Genomic DNA, 16,226 nt, shown 5'->3' with positions numbered 1-16,226 from the left:
TCGGGCTTCAAAAAAATAATGTCGCAAATACCACCGTCAGGGGTAATTATTTGGCGCATATTACGAACAGAACGAACAGAACGAACAAAACGAATAGAACGAACGCACATTTGGAAATCGTTTATTCCCCATATTATATTTGTATGGAAGAACGGCACCCTGAATGAGTAACCGAAAAATCTGTCACTACGTAGTACGAGGTAATTTCATCGGGCGAGTTAAACCGGTTAATTTGAAAGATGAATTTCACTTTAAGGATCCAACGGTAAAAAGGTTCATTCAGGCAATTTAGTTCCACTTGTATTGGCCATTACATTTTCTTACGGCCTTTATTCACCAGAGTTCAATGACTGTATGTCACCAGTCTTTAGCCTGGGCTAAAGCACAAACTATCGGAATACGGTGGTATAAGGCAAACTTTTGTATATCCGGAAACCTGAAAATATCAAATGGATATAGGATTTGATAGTAGCGTATGGAATCCCGATTATTTAACCTTTAAAACTCATCATCATGAGACAGGTGAAAGCTAAATATAAAAAACGCGAAAGCGAAATCCCGATTATAATCCAGCGGATTAAAGAGAAGCTGGCAAACAATCCTGATTTTCCCAATCCGCCTGAAGCGCTGACGGAACTCATAAAAGTGGAACCTGTGTTCCTGCAGGCACTGGCTAACGCCGAAGGACGGGATAAACACATGGTATCAATTAAAAAGGATGTTAAGGAAAACGTGCTCAACCTGATACAGCAATGTGCAGATTATGTTACCGATATCAGTAAGGGTAACAGGACGTTGATCCTTAGCACCGGTTTCGATGTAACAAGTGAATCCGGCACCAGGAATAGTTTGCCTCCTTCGGTTGAAATACTGGAAGTTAAACTGGGGCAGCCGGGAGAAGCTACTACCAGTGTGAAAAACGTTACCGGTGTAAAAGCATACGTACACCAGTACACCAAAGAGCAACCCACTTTGAGCACCGAATGGGCGGGGATTGGTTCTTCGGAAGGTAGTTATACTTTTCAGGGTTTGATTTCCGACCAGCGGTACTGGTTCCGGGTCATGGTAATTGGTACCAACAATGAACGGGGTTATTCGCAGGTAGTTACCAGGGTTATTCAATAGTAACCAGACATATTACATTGTCCTGATAAAGGATTAAGACGGGGCTGCGCAAGCGGCCCCGTTTGGTGCAGCAATTATAAACCCGGGTATTGCCCGGGTTTTTTATGATTGGAATTATTGATTATGACCAACTCCACGGAGTTGCTAATTGTCATTGCGTTTGATTATTTTTGATATTGTATTCGTATATGTCTATCTTTTACCAACTTATTCAGTTTCATGCAGTTGTGTGCATAGGATTTTTGTTAATTGGCCCTGGAATGGTATCAAAAAGCCGCCAAAGCGAATAGCCCCGAAGCGATGTATAGTCTTGGTTATATTTATGGCAAAGGATTGGGAGTGGTGGCGAAAGACAACTACCTGTCAATGCAATGGTACAAAGCGGCTGCTGCTGCCGGTAATGAAGATGCTATAAAATATTTAACTTCACTGGATAGATCAAATAAGAAAAAGACAAACCAATAAAAAGTAATATCTATTCAACCCGTTCCTGATGAAAAGAATAAATGTATTATCGCTCTCTTTAATGTTGGCCCTGCTGGCAGCTTCCTGTTCCGAAACACCAAAGAAAAACGTACCTGATCCAAGACGAAGGATCTATGTCTCCAAAGGTGATTTTCCCACCAGGCTCGATACCCTGTACGATGATGCAAGAATTTTGTATGATGAGGGCAAAATGGAAGCATCCTTCCTGGCGTTTAAAAAAGCGGCTGACAGTGGTCATGCCGATGCCATTTGTAAAGTTTCCCGGATGTATGAAGCAGGTATAGGCGTTCAGCCAGATAAAGTGCTGGCATTGGAATGGATGGAAAAAGCCGTTGATGCCGGACAGCAGGAATGTTCTTATAAATTAGCGGAAATTTATTTTAAGGGCGATGGAGTTGAACAGGACTATCAAAAGGCCATGGAGGTATACAAGAAAATGTCGGCCAACGGGCACCGAATGGCCATGCTGCAAGTGGGGTTGATGTACGAACAAGGGAAGGGAAGCCCGGTTGATCTGAAACAGGCTTTTGAATGGTATCAAAAAGCAGCGGACAATGGAGATTCCGAAGCTATGATCTATGTCGGAAATTTTTACCGCCAGGGTAAAGCAGTTGCCGTTGATTATAAAAAGGCAATGGAATGGTATAAGCAATCGGCCGCTATTGGAAATGCTACCGCCTCTAACCAGATCGGCGAAATGTTCCAGCATGGATATGGGGTAGAAGTTGATATAAGATCGGCCCTGGAATGGTATACGAAAGCAGCCGGTGAGGGCGATCCGCAAGCCAAAAATAACATCGGCTGGCTGTTTGAAAAAGGTATTGGCGGTGTACCTAAAAATGAGTCACAGGCGAAAGCATGGTATGAAAAAGCCGCCACAGCCGGCAATGCCGATGGAAAAAAGAACCTCGCCCGGTTGATGAAGAAAATGAAATAATAACAACCACCAACAAGCGCATAGTAAACGTGCCATCCCGTTCCCCCCGGATGGCACGTTGACCTGGTCAAGCACCGCATGTTCGATGCCAGTAAAACAGTAAGTGAGATCGCCTATGAGCTGGGGTTTAAATATCCGCAACATTTTACCCGCCTGTTCAAGCAAAAAACCGGGTATACTCCTAATTAATACCGCCTGTTGCATTAAGACAGGGCAGGAACGGGAAAAAAAGTCCACGGATCAACAGGTACAGCCAGTTTACTCAAATAAAATATGTGCTAAAGTCCTGAGAACGGCAGCCGGTACGGCCTGCCGTTCCTCATTTACGGCAATGGTATCAGAATTGTATCAAGTCTCCGGATATCCTCTGAAGTTCCTGCCTTTTCCGCTTTCATTGCCCGGTTTGTACAGTATTTGCCCAAAAAGAATCAAGTAGTAATTCGACTAATATGAAAAAACATGTGCTGAAGTGTGTGCTGGCCTGCCTGTGGGCATTGATCATTTGTACTTTACTTTTTTCCTGTTCTAAAATAAATGAATATAGCGCCGGCCGCAGTACCGGTAAAAGTCCCTGTATTTGTACTGGTCCGCATGATGTTGTTTACCTGCAAACCAATCACGAAAAACAAAATGCCATTCTTGCCTATAAAGTGTATAGCGATGGCCAATCGGTATTAATGGATGGCGCGCCCTTCCTTACCGGCGGAATGGGGTTACCCTATTCATACAATGCCGGTTCTTTTAATTCTGATAAAGAAGTCAGGTTGTCGAACGACAAACGTTTTTTGCTCACCGTTAATTCGGGTAATAATACCATCTCGGTTTTTAAAGTACAATCCGATGGCGCTTTGTCGTCCGTGCCGGGCTCGCCATTTCCTTCAGGTGGAGAAACACCGGTAAGCATCGAGCAGTGGCAGCAATATATCATCGTGCTGAATAAAAGCAATCACCCGGCCATACCATCTTCCATGCCGCCGAATTATTCCATCTTTACTTTACAGGGGGATGGATCATTGGTGCCGGTACCCAATGGTAAGTTTGAAGTGCGTGATGGCATTTCACCCGGACAGATACTCGCTTCGCGCACCGGCGCTTTTGTGTATGGTTCTAATACCTGGGGTTTTGATTATACACCGCCGGCGATCAGGATGAATATTTTTTCTATTGGCCGCAATGGTGTGTTAACACCCGGACCGGCAGCGCCGCCCTTCGATCCGTTGAAGCCAGGTGCATTGGGAATGTGCCAGAACGCAAAACAAAATGTATTGTATGTGGCGTTTCCGTTTGCGCCGGAGTTCAGTACTTATGAAATGAACACCGGTACCGGTGAATTAACACATATAGGCGACAGTTATGCACGGCCGGGCTGCAGCCGTTTTTGTTCGAACAAGTCCGGCAACAGCCTGTTTACCGCCAACACCATGGAGAATTCGGTCAGCAGGTTCGATATCAGCAACCCGCGCGCACCACGCAAAACGGGTGATCTGTCGCTCAAAAACGTTGGACCCATGTATTCGGGCTATTTCGGTGAGTATACCACCAGTCAGTGCGTATCACTGGCCAGCAGCACAAAAGATGATTTGTTATACGTGGTATCGCAACATACCAATCCCGATACCACCATTGGCAATTATAATTACCTGCATATACTGCAAATAGAAAATGGTTTGCAGGAAAAGGATGAGCCGGTGCAGTTACCGGTGGCGAATAAGTACAGGCCGCGGGGGCTGGCGGTGTTGCGGGTAGAATAGGCTGATAAGTTGATAAAGTTAATAAAGTTGATAATGTTGATAAAGGTATTTACCGGTTGGTTTACATGAACTGAGGTTAGAAGGAATTGTGTAGTCAACCAGTTAACGTGTCAACTTACTCCCAACCCGCTATCACCTGTATCAACGCTATCAACTTTTCAACTTCAATTAAAAGTAAGTATAAACGGCTTCCAGCCTGCTCACATACCCCGGCATTTGCGGGTAGGTCATGGTTGAATTTACTTTCTCTATCTTATAATTATCAACGGTAAATACATTCTCCTCTACTTTATCGACATATGATGGGTCTGAATTGCTTTGCACCACGCGGGTAACTTTCGCGGGCAGCTTGTGCGCTTTTTGCATTTGCGTCATGATGCCGAGGTTGTAAATGGTATAGTTCTCCATCAAGGTGGTTTCAATATAATGACAGGGCACAAAGCTAACCGGCGGTGAATACGCATCGATGGTATGGGTGATGACGGTATTGTCGTATTTCGAGGTCACTTTTACCAGGTCGCCGGCGCTGTTGTATTCGTAGCCGCTAACCCAGCGCGGTTGTGTGCCCGCTTCATTGGTGATGAGGTAGCGTACCGTATCGATCCGGTTGGCGCTGTTGTAATGAAACTCGAACCGGTACCCGTTTGTTTGGGCGCCTGTTTTTTCCATATTCCGCATGCGGATCAGTTTTCCTTCCGAATCATATTCGAACACATTTTTGTACGATGACCGGTCGTCGTACAGTTCGGTAAGGTTTTTCCCGGTCCAGCTAACAACCGTTCTGCCCGATACATTTTTATACGTATAGTCGATGGATTGCAGGGTGTTGCCGGCATATACAAAATCGCCGGTCAGCCCATTGTTCCAGGCAATGGATTTCAGCTGATATTGCGGCACATTTTCCTGCGGATCCGTGGGCGGGTCATTGTCCTTTTTACAGGCGGCGAATGCGATTAAACTTACCAGGAGCAATTTAGCGGTCGTTTTTGTGGTCATAGCTATACATTTCAACTTATGACCGCAAAGGTAAACCGGCCGTGGCTTTGGGTGGAACACGGTTATGACAGTTCATACCGGGTTTTCGACAGTTCATGCAGAAGCAAAAACGTGGCACACCTCCAGGGTGTGTCATATTTAAGGTGTGCCGCGTTTACCTAAACATTGGCGGATGCTTCTTATTATGATCCGTAGCATCCTGGAAAACCTTTGCCACGGCGAGGAGGGTAGCCTCGTCGTACAGGTTGCCGATAAGGGTAATGCTGTTGGGCAGGTGGGTATCGGTGGTAAAGCCGATGGGCATAACCACCACGGGGTGACCGGTGAGATTGGTAATGGCCATCTGGTTGTCGACAAAGGAAGGGGTGATGATAACGTCATAATCTTTCATAAAGGCGTTCAGTTGTTCTATCAGCACCGAGCGGTGGCGGTTGGCATTGATGTATTCAACGGCGGGAATAAACCGCGCCATGCGGAAGGTGTTTGGCCAGAAATTTTTGTCCTGCCGGCGAATAAGATCATCCCTGTTGCTGCGGGTGAGCTCATCAAACGCGGCGGCGGCTTCGGCGCTGATGGTAATGCCGATCATATTATAGGTATAGATGGCAGAATCGGGGAACTGCACTTCTTTGAGGTTGGCGCCCAGTTCGCGGAATTTTTTCAGCACCGACCATTGCATGCTTTCCTTTGATAATTTATTGAAGTAGTTGCCGGCATACCCGATGCGGAGTTTTTTCAGATCGGCTTTGCCGGTATAGTTGAAAGCGCGCTGAACAGCGCTGGCGTCTTTGCCATCGGTTCCTTTCAGATAATAAAATACGATGGCGGCGTCTTCGGCGCTGCGGCAGATGGGGCCGGCTTTATCGAGGCTCCAGGAAAGCACCATGGCGCCGCTGCGGCTAACGGAGCCAAAGGTAGGGCGCAAACCGGTTGCGCCGCAGCGATGGGTGGGCGTAACGATAGAGCCCCAGGTTTCGGTGCCAATGGCATAGGACACGAGGCCGGCGGCGGTAGCGGAAGCCGAACCGGCGCTGGAGCCGCTGCTGCCACGCGTCAGGTCCCACGGATTGCGGGTGCGGCCGCCGAACCAGAGATCGTTATTGGCGAGCTCGCCCAACGTTAGTTTGGCTACCAGCACGGCGCCCGCTTTTTTCAGTTGGGTATATACAAAAGCGTCTTCGTCTGTCACCTGGTCTTTATACGGCGCCGAGCCCCAGGTGGTTTTATACCCTTTTACGGCAAAGAGGTCTTTAAGTCCGTAGGGAATGCCATGGAGCGGACCGCGCCACCTGCCTTTGCTTATTTCGGCATCTGCTTCGCGGGCCTGTTGTAGGGCCAGTTCTTCGGTAATGGTGATCACGCATTCGAGGGTATCGCCCCATTTCTTCAGGCGGTTGAGAAAGAATTGGGTCAGCTCGAGCGAGGTGATCTTTTTATTTTTTATCAGCGAAGCCAGTTGCGGAATGGAATAGAAGGCCAGCTCGTTGCGGTTGGCAGGCAGCGCCATGTTAGTGGGGATGTTCCAGCTAACGGGTAATTGTTTGGTTGGAATTTTATACCCCGGCGGTGCGGGATGAAAGGCGAAGGGGTAGGCCAGGTTATTGGGCGTGGGTTGTTGGTGGAGCTTTTTATATTCATCCCGATAGACGGAGAGCCAGCCGGTCATGCTATCTTTTTCCGCTTCGGTAAAGCTGAGACCAATCAGTTTTTGGGCCTGGGAAACGGTGGCGGTGTCGATGGGTTGGGCGATGGCGGTGGTGGCTGATAAAAGCAGGAGGAAAAGGAGATATTTCATGTGTGATCAGGTTAATATGTTAATATAAGGAAAAGACCTGATTTCCCGACATGTTAGCCGGTAATGGCAAACTTCTTTCAATCTTTGAAACACATCAATTAATAATAAGGGAAACGATGTTATTTATATAGTGCTTGTTCTTATTGCCTAACGTGATTTTAATTTTCTCCTTTTGTCAAAGGATGTACCGTGATTGTTTATTATATATGTGTGCACACACCCATCCGGTAGCCTTGTAAAAGGTTTATGCGGGGAAGTCAATATTTTACTTCTGTATGTTATGTAAACGCTTATTGTATTTCATTCTAAAACATTCAAAATGGTTTTATGCTAAAGATCAAAGTTGTCCTTATTGGAGCAGCCATCATTGGCAGCGTGTTTGGAGCTGTTGCCCATAGAAATAAAGCGCTTTGTGAATCCCAGCAACAGTACGTCAGGTTTGGAAACAGCTACATCCCGGTCGGTGAATACGGCGAGGATTATGTTTGTTATGCCGCCGGGGGAACGTGTACATACTATCTCGCCAATCCGTTCAATCCCAATAGCTGGACACCCTGCCGCACCGGCGCATTCTCCTGGTTATTAAAATAGCCGTAACCTTTATGGTTAGCGGGGATTTTGCACAACGGCACTATTGATCGCAATTACATCTGGTGGAATGGGCAATACATACCTTTTGTCGCCGGGTGAAAGCGTATATGCCTGTTGTTTGAACCATCTTTTCAGGGTAATGGAAGCGCCCTGTTTGTTGAGCCTGCGAATGTCGGCCAGCCTGATGCCCCGGAACAGCAGCTCCTTACGCCGCTCAGCTAATATGAGCTCAAGAATTTCTTTGGCTGTATTCAATGGCGGTAGCGTATAACTTCCATTTTTCCATCTGCTTTTCATTAAACCGGAAAGATCCTGTAATGCGTCTGATAAATTATACATCCGGGCGTTACATTCTGCTCTTATCAGTATTACTTCATCTACAGCCAAGCCGCTAAACCTGGTAATGTTACCGGTGTAACTATAGCGTGGTACAGGCAAGTTGCTGTTGTCAAGAGAAAAGAACAGGTATTTCCTTAGGTCATCTATTGCAAAAGACCGGTACAACGAGGAATCAATATAACAGTTGCCGGGGTAAAACATAGAGGTTGTTGAGAGCAGGTTGCTTTGATACAACACTTCTGCATTATTGGCTGTAAACGGATAAGCCAAAGTGGTATCTATACTGTTATAGTCTATAAGGCTTGCATATTGCATCAGGCATGAGTCTGCATACAATTTGGCATTTTCGTAATCGCTCATACTTAAATAAACCCTGGCCATCAAAGCGAAGGCAGCCGGTATCGATGGCCGGTTTTTTCGGAGCGGGTCTGGGGCCTGGGGCAGATAACGCGCCGCATCACTTGCATCGCGGATGATCTGCTTATAGGTTTCAGATACAGTAGCGCGTACCGGTACCGCGAAAGGCTCCGGCGATAAAGGTAATGGAATTCCCATGTCTGATGCTGCGGTTGCAGGATCGTAGAGGTTGGCGAACTCCAGCGCTACATTATGAAAGGCATACGCCCTGATAAATAAAGCTGCGCCTTTAACATGAGTTCCCAGTTGTTCTTTACCGCCCGACAAATGCGGCAAGGCGTCGAGTATTGTATTGGCGTAAAACACCTGCCGGTAAGGTTGATACCAGTCCCCGGCCAGTTTCCGGCCTTCAAAAATGTCGTCTTTCCATAGATAAGTATTCAGTTCCACTTTGTCGAACACGCCGGAATCGGGAATGTAAAAGTTATCTGCCGAGATCTCGGAAAGGGCAGGGGTTTCCTGCATCACGATCATGTTGTCGAGCAGGGCCTGTGCATCTTCCACGCTTTTAAAAACAGTGAGATTACTGTCAGGCACCTTGTTGAGGTCTGATTGTTTTACGCACGCGGCGCAAATGATCATAAAAGAAAAGGGTAGGATGGTTAAAAGGTTAATCGGTTTGTTGTTCATTGATGTGGCTTTAATGCTTAATAATAATTACACTTTATTTGAAAGTTCCTCTAAAGCCGATGGTGTAAAGAACGGGTGACCGCAGACCGGTTAGTTGATCCGGATCGATGCCCCGTTTGTTGGCTCTCCAGATAATACCTGCATTACTGCAATTCAAAAAGAAATTGGCCATTCGCAGGTGCAGCTTTTTTAAAACGCTTCCTTCCAGGTTATAACTTAATTGTATATTCTGCAGCCGCAAATGATCGGCCTTTTCAGTCAGTACGCTTGAATAATTATAAAAAATATCCCTGTTCAGGTCGGGCCTCCGGGTAACGGGCATTGAAGGCACTGTCTTTGTTTCTTCATCGCCCGGTTGCTGCCAGCGTTGGCGGAAGTCGGCAGAACCGGCTGACTGGCCCAGGTATAGTTTATAGTAATTGACAGATTGTCTTCTGAAATAATAATTCAGCTTGTACAATAAGGTTACCGACAGGTTAAATTGTTTATAACTGAAGTCGTTGGTGATACTGCCGAAGATGCCGGGCGTAGCCCGCCCGTTATAAACAAGATCGCTGTCGCCATTTGCCGTTACCATGTTTACGTAATCGATGCCTTTATTCCCAAGCGGATTGCCGGCATTATCGAGCCCTTTAAAATCAAAACTGAAGAGACCGTACAGGGGTTTGCCTTTTACTGCGGTGATGTATTCCGGATCGCAATACATCCATGCCGGCAGTAACGTATCCTCAACTTTGGTTACTCTGTCTTTTACCACGCTTAACTGAAAGGCTGTATTCCACCGGAACAACCTGAGAATGTTTTTAGTTTCAACCACCACATCGAGGTTGTTCGAAGCCATTCCCGCATAATTTCCGGTGAGGGTATTATTCCCCGAGGTAGGATTAAGCGCTATGTAGCTGACCACGTTTCTTGCCTTTTTGCCATACCAGTTTACGCTGAGCTCAATGCGGTCGTTAAACGTTCTTGCATTGAAGCCGATATGTATATTGCGTACTTTTTCCCAAAGCAGTGAAGACATTCCAATGCTGTTTATAAACGCAAAAGGATCGCCATTTGTATTGTAACCGGCATAGTCGAGTGTCCGTTGTGCCAGGGCATTATAGGGTGGATTGCCGGTATGGCCATAGGTAATGCTGAACCTGGCAACCGGCAGCCATTTCAGGCGATAAAAGCGTTCAGCGCTTAATTGCCATGCGAGGCCGCAGGATAATAATGGTATAAAGCTTCTGTTTGTAACAGTCCCGAACAGGTTCGAACGTTCCTTTCTGGCGCTGGCTGAAAGATCATATTTTTCTTTCCACCTGAAAAGCGCATTGATATAGGTAGATGAATAGTTATGACTTATCGATCGTTCAAGCCGGTAGTAGGGGATGGGAATAGCCACAGATGTGTTGTAATACAATGGGAAAAGCTGGTTGTAATTCAGGTTGTCGGCGCCGGACCAGTTATTTTCTATATAGTTATATATCCGGTCGCGTAAATACTCTTCCTTACGTTTGATGTGGTCCTGCCCGGCCATGGCAATAAGCCTGCTGCCATACCACTTTTTTGTATAAACAAGCTGTAACCGGAAGTTGGTAATGTTATAGCCCGTTTTATAAACATCTGCAATATGGCCTTCAGGTACAGGCTTAAATATTTCATTTGGCCGTACCTGGGTAAAACTGTTTACCAGGTTGCGGGAAAAAAAACTTTCTTTGTCATGGATCTCCTTCAACCGGTTATCGGCCAGCTGTTGCTGAAAAAAAGCATTGATCTCGAGGCCGGGTAAAACGGGCGCTGCGTTATATTTTAATGCCACGTCGTAGCGGTAGTCAGTTTGTGTAAGGGTATTGTTACGGAGGCGGAATTCCTGCAGCGGGTAATACTTCCAGTCGAGCCCGGTTTTTTTCCCGGCTGTATCTACATAACCATGCCGGTACTGCCATGCGATGGCCGCCGGATGGCCACTGACATCTGTAAGCATTTCGTACGGCCGCATTATTTCGGGAACCCCATTTGTGTTATGCTGCTTCCGGTGTGCTGCGGAGAACCCTATAGAAAGTTCCAGCCCATTTAGTTTGGTGTTGAAATTGAACAGGGTGGTTTTGCGTTCTTCAATGGCCGATCGTACTTCGGGGTTGATGCGATCGTAACCGGTTGAAAAATAAAAATTGTGTTTATCACTACCACCTTCACATTGAATGAAGAAATGATGCCGGAAGCTTCGGCGGTAAAAGAATTTTTTTAGCTGTTGCCGGTTATCGAGCGAGCTCAGGGTATCAAAATAAGCCAGTCGTTGTGCAGGCGTTCTACCATTGTTATACAATGCTTCTACTACCGGCGATAATGCCGGGTGGCTGCGGTTCTTTTCCATCAGGTCAAAAAAACCGGTGCGGAACAAAGTAGTATCAACGAAGATGTGTTCGGCAGCGCTCATTCGTTCGCCCTGAAAAGGATCTGGCCGCGCAGCGGTACCAACGGAAGTATTGAATGATACGCGAAAGCGATCGATATATTTAGCTGATCTGGTTTTAATAACCACAACGCCATTGGCAGCCCTGGCGCCCCAGATGCCAATGGCAGTCGCATCGCGCAAAACCGATATATCCTCCACGTCGTCCGGGTTAATGTTGATGAGGTTCCCCTCCAACGGAAAATCATCGATAACGATCAATGCGTAGGGGTTAACTAAACTGGTGCGGGCGCCGATAGTTAACCCGGCAGGCTTATTAGTGGCAGGGTTATTATTGGTGACCAACAGTGCGGGCACTAATCCTTCCAGCCTTTGTGGAACGTTGATCGCTACCCGCTGCTGAAACGGCGCCTGCTTTACGGAGAAATTTGCGCTGGTATTGCTGTTTTTTTTAAAGTACTGGTAACCGGTATGAATAGCTACCGTTGCTACATTGGAAGAAAGCTTTTTTTCTACATAAATAACGAAGCCCCGCTGCCGCCCTAAATAATAGGTGTCAGTGATTATATTTTTACCTGACACTTTTAGGTAGGTATATGGTTTGAGGTCCTCGAACATGACCCACCCGTCACTGTTGGTAGCCTTGGAAATACCGGTACTCAGGTTTTTAACCAGGGCATCGGCAACAGGCTCTTCGTTTCTTCGGTCTAACACCTTGCCTCCATTGGGCGTGTTTGTTTTTTTTGTTTTGGCGGTTGATGCTTTTTCAGGTGGCTTTTTTTTAGTACGGGTGTCCTGTTGCGCACGGGTTAGCTGCGACATCAATAAGAGGAGAATTAAATAAATCACTGGTTTTAAGATCATCTTCCTGAAGGTTTCAATTGTTGAAATGGCAGCGCAATTGCCGCAGCCGTTGATAAAAATATTTGGGAAGTACGGAGGGTATGCGTTTAATGGTTGAAAAAGTTGCGCGGTAATACTGGTGCACTTCCTGCATCCAGGAAGTGCAACGCAGCATTGGTGGCAGAACGAGGCTAATGGTCAATGTAATGCAGTGACCAGAATACAACATCAGAACGCATGGGGCTTATTCGATGACCAACCTGCCATCTGCCAGCTTAAGATGTGGTTTGTTGTCGGAGGTTGTGAGGTTGTTAATTAAATTTTTTAAATCTTCAAGATGCAGGCCCCGGGTGCCGGTGAAGGAAATCCGGATATGTGATGGGGCTGTGCCATCAAGTGGAACGTCATACCAGCGGGCAATTTCGGCAGCAGCCCTGTTTAGCTCTGCATTGTTGAATTGGAATTCCAGCCTGGTATAGGCGCTTATAGCGTTGGGATCAATATTGTTATACACTTCAATTGGCGATCCTTTGGTAATGACAGCCATCTGGCCCGGTTGAACAGTGGCCTGATAGGGGCCTGCAGCCACAACCAGGTTGTTACCGGTGAGCGCCGTGATCTGTGTTTGCGCTTCATCTTCATACGCCCGTACGTTAAAGGTACCGCCGGCCGTTTCTATATGTACGGTGTTCGCCACTACGAGGAACGGGAATGCGTCAGCCTGTTTTGCTTCAATATATCCTTCCCCGTTAAGCTCGATCCTTCTTTTGTTGCCCTTAAATATATTGGGGTATTTAAGAGTTGAAGCCGCATTGAGTGTTATAAGGCTTTGGTCGGGTAACGGGTGGTCTTTCAAAAGGGATTTGTCTTCATTCTGTAAAAGATGTTCTGCCTGTCTGGGGCCGATGATGTTGTTGGCCATGGGTTTGTTTTTGGCGGCGAACTCCATGGGTATCTGCGACTGTTTGGTAGCGGAAGTTGGTGGCTGCGTTTCCGGATCGTTCGCCCATGGGTTGGTGCGGGAAGCTGCCCCGGTGGACTGTACATCTGTGGTTTTTTTGATCTGGTTTGTTAGCAGGGGTGTTTTTTTTACAGACTTACTTTTGTTCAACCGAGGCGATGCCGGTTGGTGGTGGTGTTTTACAAATGTTGTTTCCGGGTGTGGATGATGGACTGTTTGCTTTTTTGATTTGGTTAAGGTAGTTGCAACAGATGGAGTAATTGCAGCATCACGGGTAAGCGCCAGTTTATAAAGGTAGGGGGCTACGAGGATTAGGCACAGGATGGCGGCCGCTGCTTCATATTTATACCGCCATAGTTTTGCAATGTGTTTGTTCTGCCATAGTTTTGTTGCCAGGGAGGTTTTTGTTTTGTGCTCCCTTAGGCGTCGGTGGAAATCGTTGACGCGTTCCTGTAAATCTATTTCATCCAGTTGCTGTAAACGGGACCTCAACAACCTGTGATTATTGAACCGGTGGAGTAAGTTCCTGTTTTCTGCTGAAAGAGAAGCCCATTTTTCAAGCTGCGTTATTTCGGTGGGTGTGGCTGTGCCCAACAGGTAATTTACAACGAGCGTTGAAATAGGTTTATGTGTTTCTGACATAAACATAGTTTGTTATTAAATAAAGGTAAAGGCTTACTTCGTTTTTATTATCCCATATTAAAGACGAACAGGTAGTAAAAAACTGCCAGATTTTGAAAAGTTTTTTTTGGAAACAGTGCGGCACATACGATCGAAAGTAAAAGTATAACAGTTATTACCAGGCACTTATTCTTAAGCATTTTGCGTAGTTTATCTATGGCCGATTTCTTTCGCCGGTACAGCGTACTAGGAGAAATATTAAGTGTTGAGGATATTTCCGAATTGTTCCTGTCGTGCCAGAACCAGAGCTTTATTACCGCTGCTTCCTCGGGTGTAAGCCGGCTTATAGCCTTGTGCAGTTCATTGATGATTTCAGCTTCCTGCCATGCCAACAGCACCATCGGATCTTCAAAGTTATTGTTGTGGCGCAGCTCCCGCAACTTTGCCTTGTATCGCTTGTTTTTTCGGCATATGTCGATACATTTATTTCGCGCAACGATGAACAGATAGTCCCGTACGTCTTGTTCAGTTATAAAGCGCTCATCGGGAGTAGTCCACATCTTAACTAATGCCTCCTGTGTGGCGTCCTCGGCAGCCTGTTGATCTTCCAACAGGATCAGGCAGAATAAAAATATGGGTGGGATAAATTCAGCATACAGTATGTCAATAACTGTATTATCACGCTGGTTAAGTAGGTCGATTTCCAGGTTGCTAGGCATTTCTGATTATGCATTTGAAGTGAAAGAATAGATGCGCGGGGCACCATAGTTGTAGTCGCAACAGTTTCGCCATTGCTACATTTTATCTGTATGCAAGGCATATCAATGCGGAAAAGGTGGGAGATAAAAAACGAAGTAAGTGGGATGGCGCAAAAATGAAGCATTAAGTTGATGCAGCAAAATACGACAGCTGAAAGATGAGAATTTTTTGCTGTCTTTTTCGATTAATTGATTTTAATCAATTGGGTTCCTGGTACCTTAAGTTATAGTTGTACCTGCTATTTAATGAGAGAGGGGTAAGAAGGTTAATAATAACGAATGAACAGCATATTGCATAAGTTGTGGCAATGCAATTATAATCAATAAAAGTTGAGATATAGTACAATTTAATGCATTGTTATTCACCAGCAGCTTTAATGCAGCAATTCACTACACCGATCAGTTGTACTATATTGATTGCAACAGTTATATATATATCCCAAAAAGCTTCCCATAAAACGCGGCAATGCCTGTATGGATAGCCGCACCCTTTCCCTGGTTTACATCGTGCTTTATATATTTGAAGTAATTGATCGTCAGATCCGGTGTGTTCGATATATAGTTCTGTACAACTGCTTCCGTATTGTCGCTGGAGCAATCATTTACAATGATCACCTCTTTTTCTATATTCCTGATCAGCTTTACCTCATTGATCCGGATAAGGATCAGCGCTATCGTCTTTTCCTCATTACGTGAAACAATTACAAATAGGCCTCGATCCGTTCTTTTTATTTCTTCCGGTGGCAATTACCGGAGCTTCATTCGTTCTGTATGCAAGTTACACCGGCTCATTATAGATTTTTGCTTCATTATTATCGCTTATTGCATAAATGTTGTAGAAAATTGCAACATCCATGTGCGTTAGCTCAGGCAAAACGCGTTTGCCATTCGGTTGGCGTTAAACCGAACTCCTTTTTAAACGCGGCGGCAAAAGCGCTTTGCGATCTGTATAAACATTTAGCCGCCACCTGCTTTTTACTCATACCAGCTTCCAGAAATTTTTTGGATGCATTCAAACGTTGTTTTACCTGGTATTCTTTGATACCAAAGCCAAACACGTCTTTAAATGCTTTTTCAACGGAACTTCTATTGGGGGAACATACCTGTTCCAGCAACTCTGCGGATGTTTTGTAACAAAAAGGATTGTCATCTATGTGCTGTTTGATGCAGCTGATGGCATCCCGCACATACTTCGAATAAGGCTTCACAATATTGATCATGGCGCAACGATTTATAACGTTTTAAGCGTAAATAACAAGCGTTGCATTTAATAAGTAAGGTTTATGCTGCGCATGTAGCGCTGAGAATGGTCATAATTCCAGTTAAAATTACAGGTCTGGCTAAAATGTAAAAAGAAAATAAGTTCATGTTTTGCCCATTTTAGTCATAGTTTGCAATCTTTTGGTGTTACTTTAGTGCCGGGATACAGCCTAAAGCTGAAAGCTGAAAGCGAATACAGCTGAAACCCAAACGCCGAAAGCTTAAGGCGAATACAAATACAGCTTCACTTCATTCAGCATACTAATTTTTCGGCAACACCAATTTTGCTTTTTCCTTTACGCGTGATCGCATAAATAT

General features: G+C 45.6%; 14 protein-coding genes. 6 read left to right on the top strand and 8 right to left on the bottom strand.

Going from position 1 to position 16,226, the window contains the following annotated elements; translation table 11 throughout:
* The first annotated feature begins 513 nt into the window (after positions 1-513).
* From A4R26_RS15415 to A4R26_RS15395, 5 genes are all read left to right on the top strand, one after another.
* On the top strand, positions 514-1,125 hold the full coding sequence (locus A4R26_RS15415) for a fibronectin type III domain-containing protein (RefSeq protein ID WP_081164642.1): 612 nt from the start codon (positions 514-516) through the stop codon (positions 1,123-1,125).
* A 249-nt stretch (positions 1,126-1,374) separates the two neighbouring features.
* Positions 1,375-1,590: an SEL1-like repeat protein gene (locus A4R26_RS15410; protein WP_107685843.1), complete on the top strand. Its 216-nt coding sequence runs from the start codon at positions 1,375-1,377 to the stop codon at positions 1,588-1,590.
* Between the two features lie 28 nt (positions 1,591-1,618).
* Positions 1,619-2,548, top strand: coding sequence for a tetratricopeptide repeat protein (locus tag A4R26_RS15405; protein ID WP_081164640.1), 930 nt, complete (start codon positions 1,619-1,621; stop codon positions 2,546-2,548).
* Positions 2,549-2,611: 63 nt separating this feature from the next.
* Positions 2,612-2,737: a helix-turn-helix domain-containing protein gene (locus tag A4R26_RS15400; RefSeq protein WP_278248424.1), complete on the top strand. Its 126-nt coding sequence runs from the start codon at positions 2,612-2,614 to the stop codon at positions 2,735-2,737.
* A gap of 260 nt (positions 2,738-2,997) precedes the next feature.
* The gene (locus A4R26_RS15395; protein ID WP_081164638.1) at positions 2,998-4,299 is read left to right on the top strand and encodes a lactonase family protein; all 1,302 of its coding nucleotides are present in this window, start codon (positions 2,998-3,000) and stop codon (positions 4,297-4,299) included.
* 168 nt (positions 4,300-4,467) lie between these two features.
* Here A4R26_RS15395 and A4R26_RS15390 read toward each other — a convergent pair whose 3' ends face one another.
* Positions 4,468-5,295 (bottom strand): hypothetical protein, encoded by an 828-nt coding sequence (locus A4R26_RS15390; protein ID WP_081164637.1) that lies wholly within the window; start codon positions 5,293-5,295, stop codon positions 4,468-4,470.
* 154 nt (positions 5,296-5,449) lie between these two features.
* Positions 5,450-7,090, bottom strand: coding sequence for an amidase (locus A4R26_RS15385; RefSeq protein WP_081164636.1), 1,641 nt, complete (start codon positions 7,088-7,090; stop codon positions 5,450-5,452).
* A 327-nt stretch (positions 7,091-7,417) separates the two neighbouring features.
* Between A4R26_RS15385 and A4R26_RS15380 the strand changes: the two genes are divergently transcribed.
* Complete coding sequence (locus A4R26_RS15380; RefSeq protein ID WP_081164635.1) at positions 7,418-7,681, top strand: hypothetical protein; 264 nt, start codon at positions 7,418-7,420, stop codon at positions 7,679-7,681.
* Between the two features lie 15 nt (positions 7,682-7,696).
* On the opposite strand, the gene A4R26_RS15375 is transcribed toward A4R26_RS15380, so the two are convergent.
* The 6 genes from A4R26_RS15375 to A4R26_RS15350 form a co-directional block, all read right to left on the bottom strand.
* Positions 7,697-9,067 (bottom strand): RagB/SusD family nutrient uptake outer membrane protein, encoded by a 1,371-nt coding sequence (locus tag A4R26_RS15375; RefSeq protein WP_081164634.1) that lies wholly within the window; start codon positions 9,065-9,067, stop codon positions 7,697-7,699.
* A gap of 34 nt (positions 9,068-9,101) precedes the next feature.
* Entirely contained in the window at positions 9,102-12,329 is a 3,228-nt protein-coding gene (locus A4R26_RS15370; RefSeq protein ID WP_081164633.1) for a TonB-dependent receptor plug domain-containing protein, read from the bottom strand.
* A 223-nt stretch (positions 12,330-12,552) separates the two neighbouring features.
* Entirely contained in the window at positions 12,553-13,911 is a 1,359-nt protein-coding gene (locus tag A4R26_RS15365; RefSeq protein ID WP_165760285.1) for a FecR family protein, read from the bottom strand.
* A gap of 47 nt (positions 13,912-13,958) precedes the next feature.
* Complete coding sequence (locus A4R26_RS15360) at positions 13,959-14,609, bottom strand: RNA polymerase sigma factor (RefSeq protein ID WP_081164631.1); 651 nt, start codon at positions 14,607-14,609, stop codon at positions 13,959-13,961.
* 465 nt (positions 14,610-15,074) lie between these two features.
* The gene (locus tag A4R26_RS15355; RefSeq protein WP_081164630.1) at positions 15,075-15,395 is read right to left on the bottom strand and encodes a glycosyltransferase; all 321 of its coding nucleotides are present in this window, start codon (positions 15,393-15,395) and stop codon (positions 15,075-15,077) included.
* A gap of 119 nt (positions 15,396-15,514) precedes the next feature.
* Positions 15,515-15,868, bottom strand: a complete 354-nt coding sequence (locus A4R26_RS15350; RefSeq protein ID WP_081164629.1) for a helix-turn-helix domain-containing protein — start codon at positions 15,866-15,868, stop codon at positions 15,515-15,517.
* Positions 15,869-16,226 lie beyond the last annotated feature (358 nt).

The sequence above is a fragment of the Niastella populi genome, assembly GCF_002078015.1.
Lineage (GTDB): Bacteria > Bacteroidota > Bacteroidia > Chitinophagales > Chitinophagaceae > Niastella > Niastella populi.
The sequence above is the reverse complement of the archived record's forward strand: the minus strand, read 5'-3'. Positions and strand labels throughout refer to the sequence as shown.

Excerpts from the sequence above, each read along its gene's own strand:
- A4R26_RS15415 (WP_081164642.1), top strand. The coding sequence starts at position 514 with ATGAGACAGGTGAAAGCTAAATATAAAAAACGCGAAAGCGAAATCCCG.
- A4R26_RS15405 (WP_081164640.1), top strand. The coding sequence starts at position 1,619 with ATGAAAAGAATAAATGTATTATCGCTCTCTTTAATGTTGGCCCTGCTG.
- A4R26_RS15395 (WP_081164638.1), top strand. The coding sequence starts at position 2,998 with ATGAAAAAACATGTGCTGAAGTGTGTGCTGGCCTGCCTGTGGGCATTG.
- A4R26_RS15390 (WP_081164637.1), bottom strand. The coding sequence starts at position 5,295 with ATGACCACAAAAACGACCGCTAAATTGCTCCTGGTAAGTTTAATCGCA.
- A4R26_RS15385 (WP_081164636.1), bottom strand. The coding sequence starts at position 7,090 with ATGAAATATCTCCTTTTCCTCCTGCTTTTATCAGCCACCACCGCCATC.
- A4R26_RS15380 (WP_081164635.1), top strand. The coding sequence starts at position 7,418 with ATGCTAAAGATCAAAGTTGTCCTTATTGGAGCAGCCATCATTGGCAGC.
- A4R26_RS15375 (WP_081164634.1), bottom strand. The coding sequence starts at position 9,067 with ATGAACAACAAACCGATTAACCTTTTAACCATCCTACCCTTTTCTTTT.
- A4R26_RS15370 (WP_081164633.1), bottom strand. The coding sequence starts at position 12,329 with ATGATCTTAAAACCAGTGATTTATTTAATTCTCCTCTTATTGATGTCG.
- A4R26_RS15365 (WP_165760285.1), bottom strand. The coding sequence starts at position 13,911 with ATGTCAGAAACACATAAACCTATTTCAACGCTCGTTGTAAATTACCTG.
- A4R26_RS15360 (WP_081164631.1), bottom strand. The coding sequence starts at position 14,609 with ATGCCTAGCAACCTGGAAATCGACCTACTTAACCAGCGTGATAATACA.
- A4R26_RS15350 (WP_081164629.1), bottom strand. The coding sequence starts at position 15,868 with ATGATCAATATTGTGAAGCCTTATTCGAAGTATGTGCGGGATGCCATC.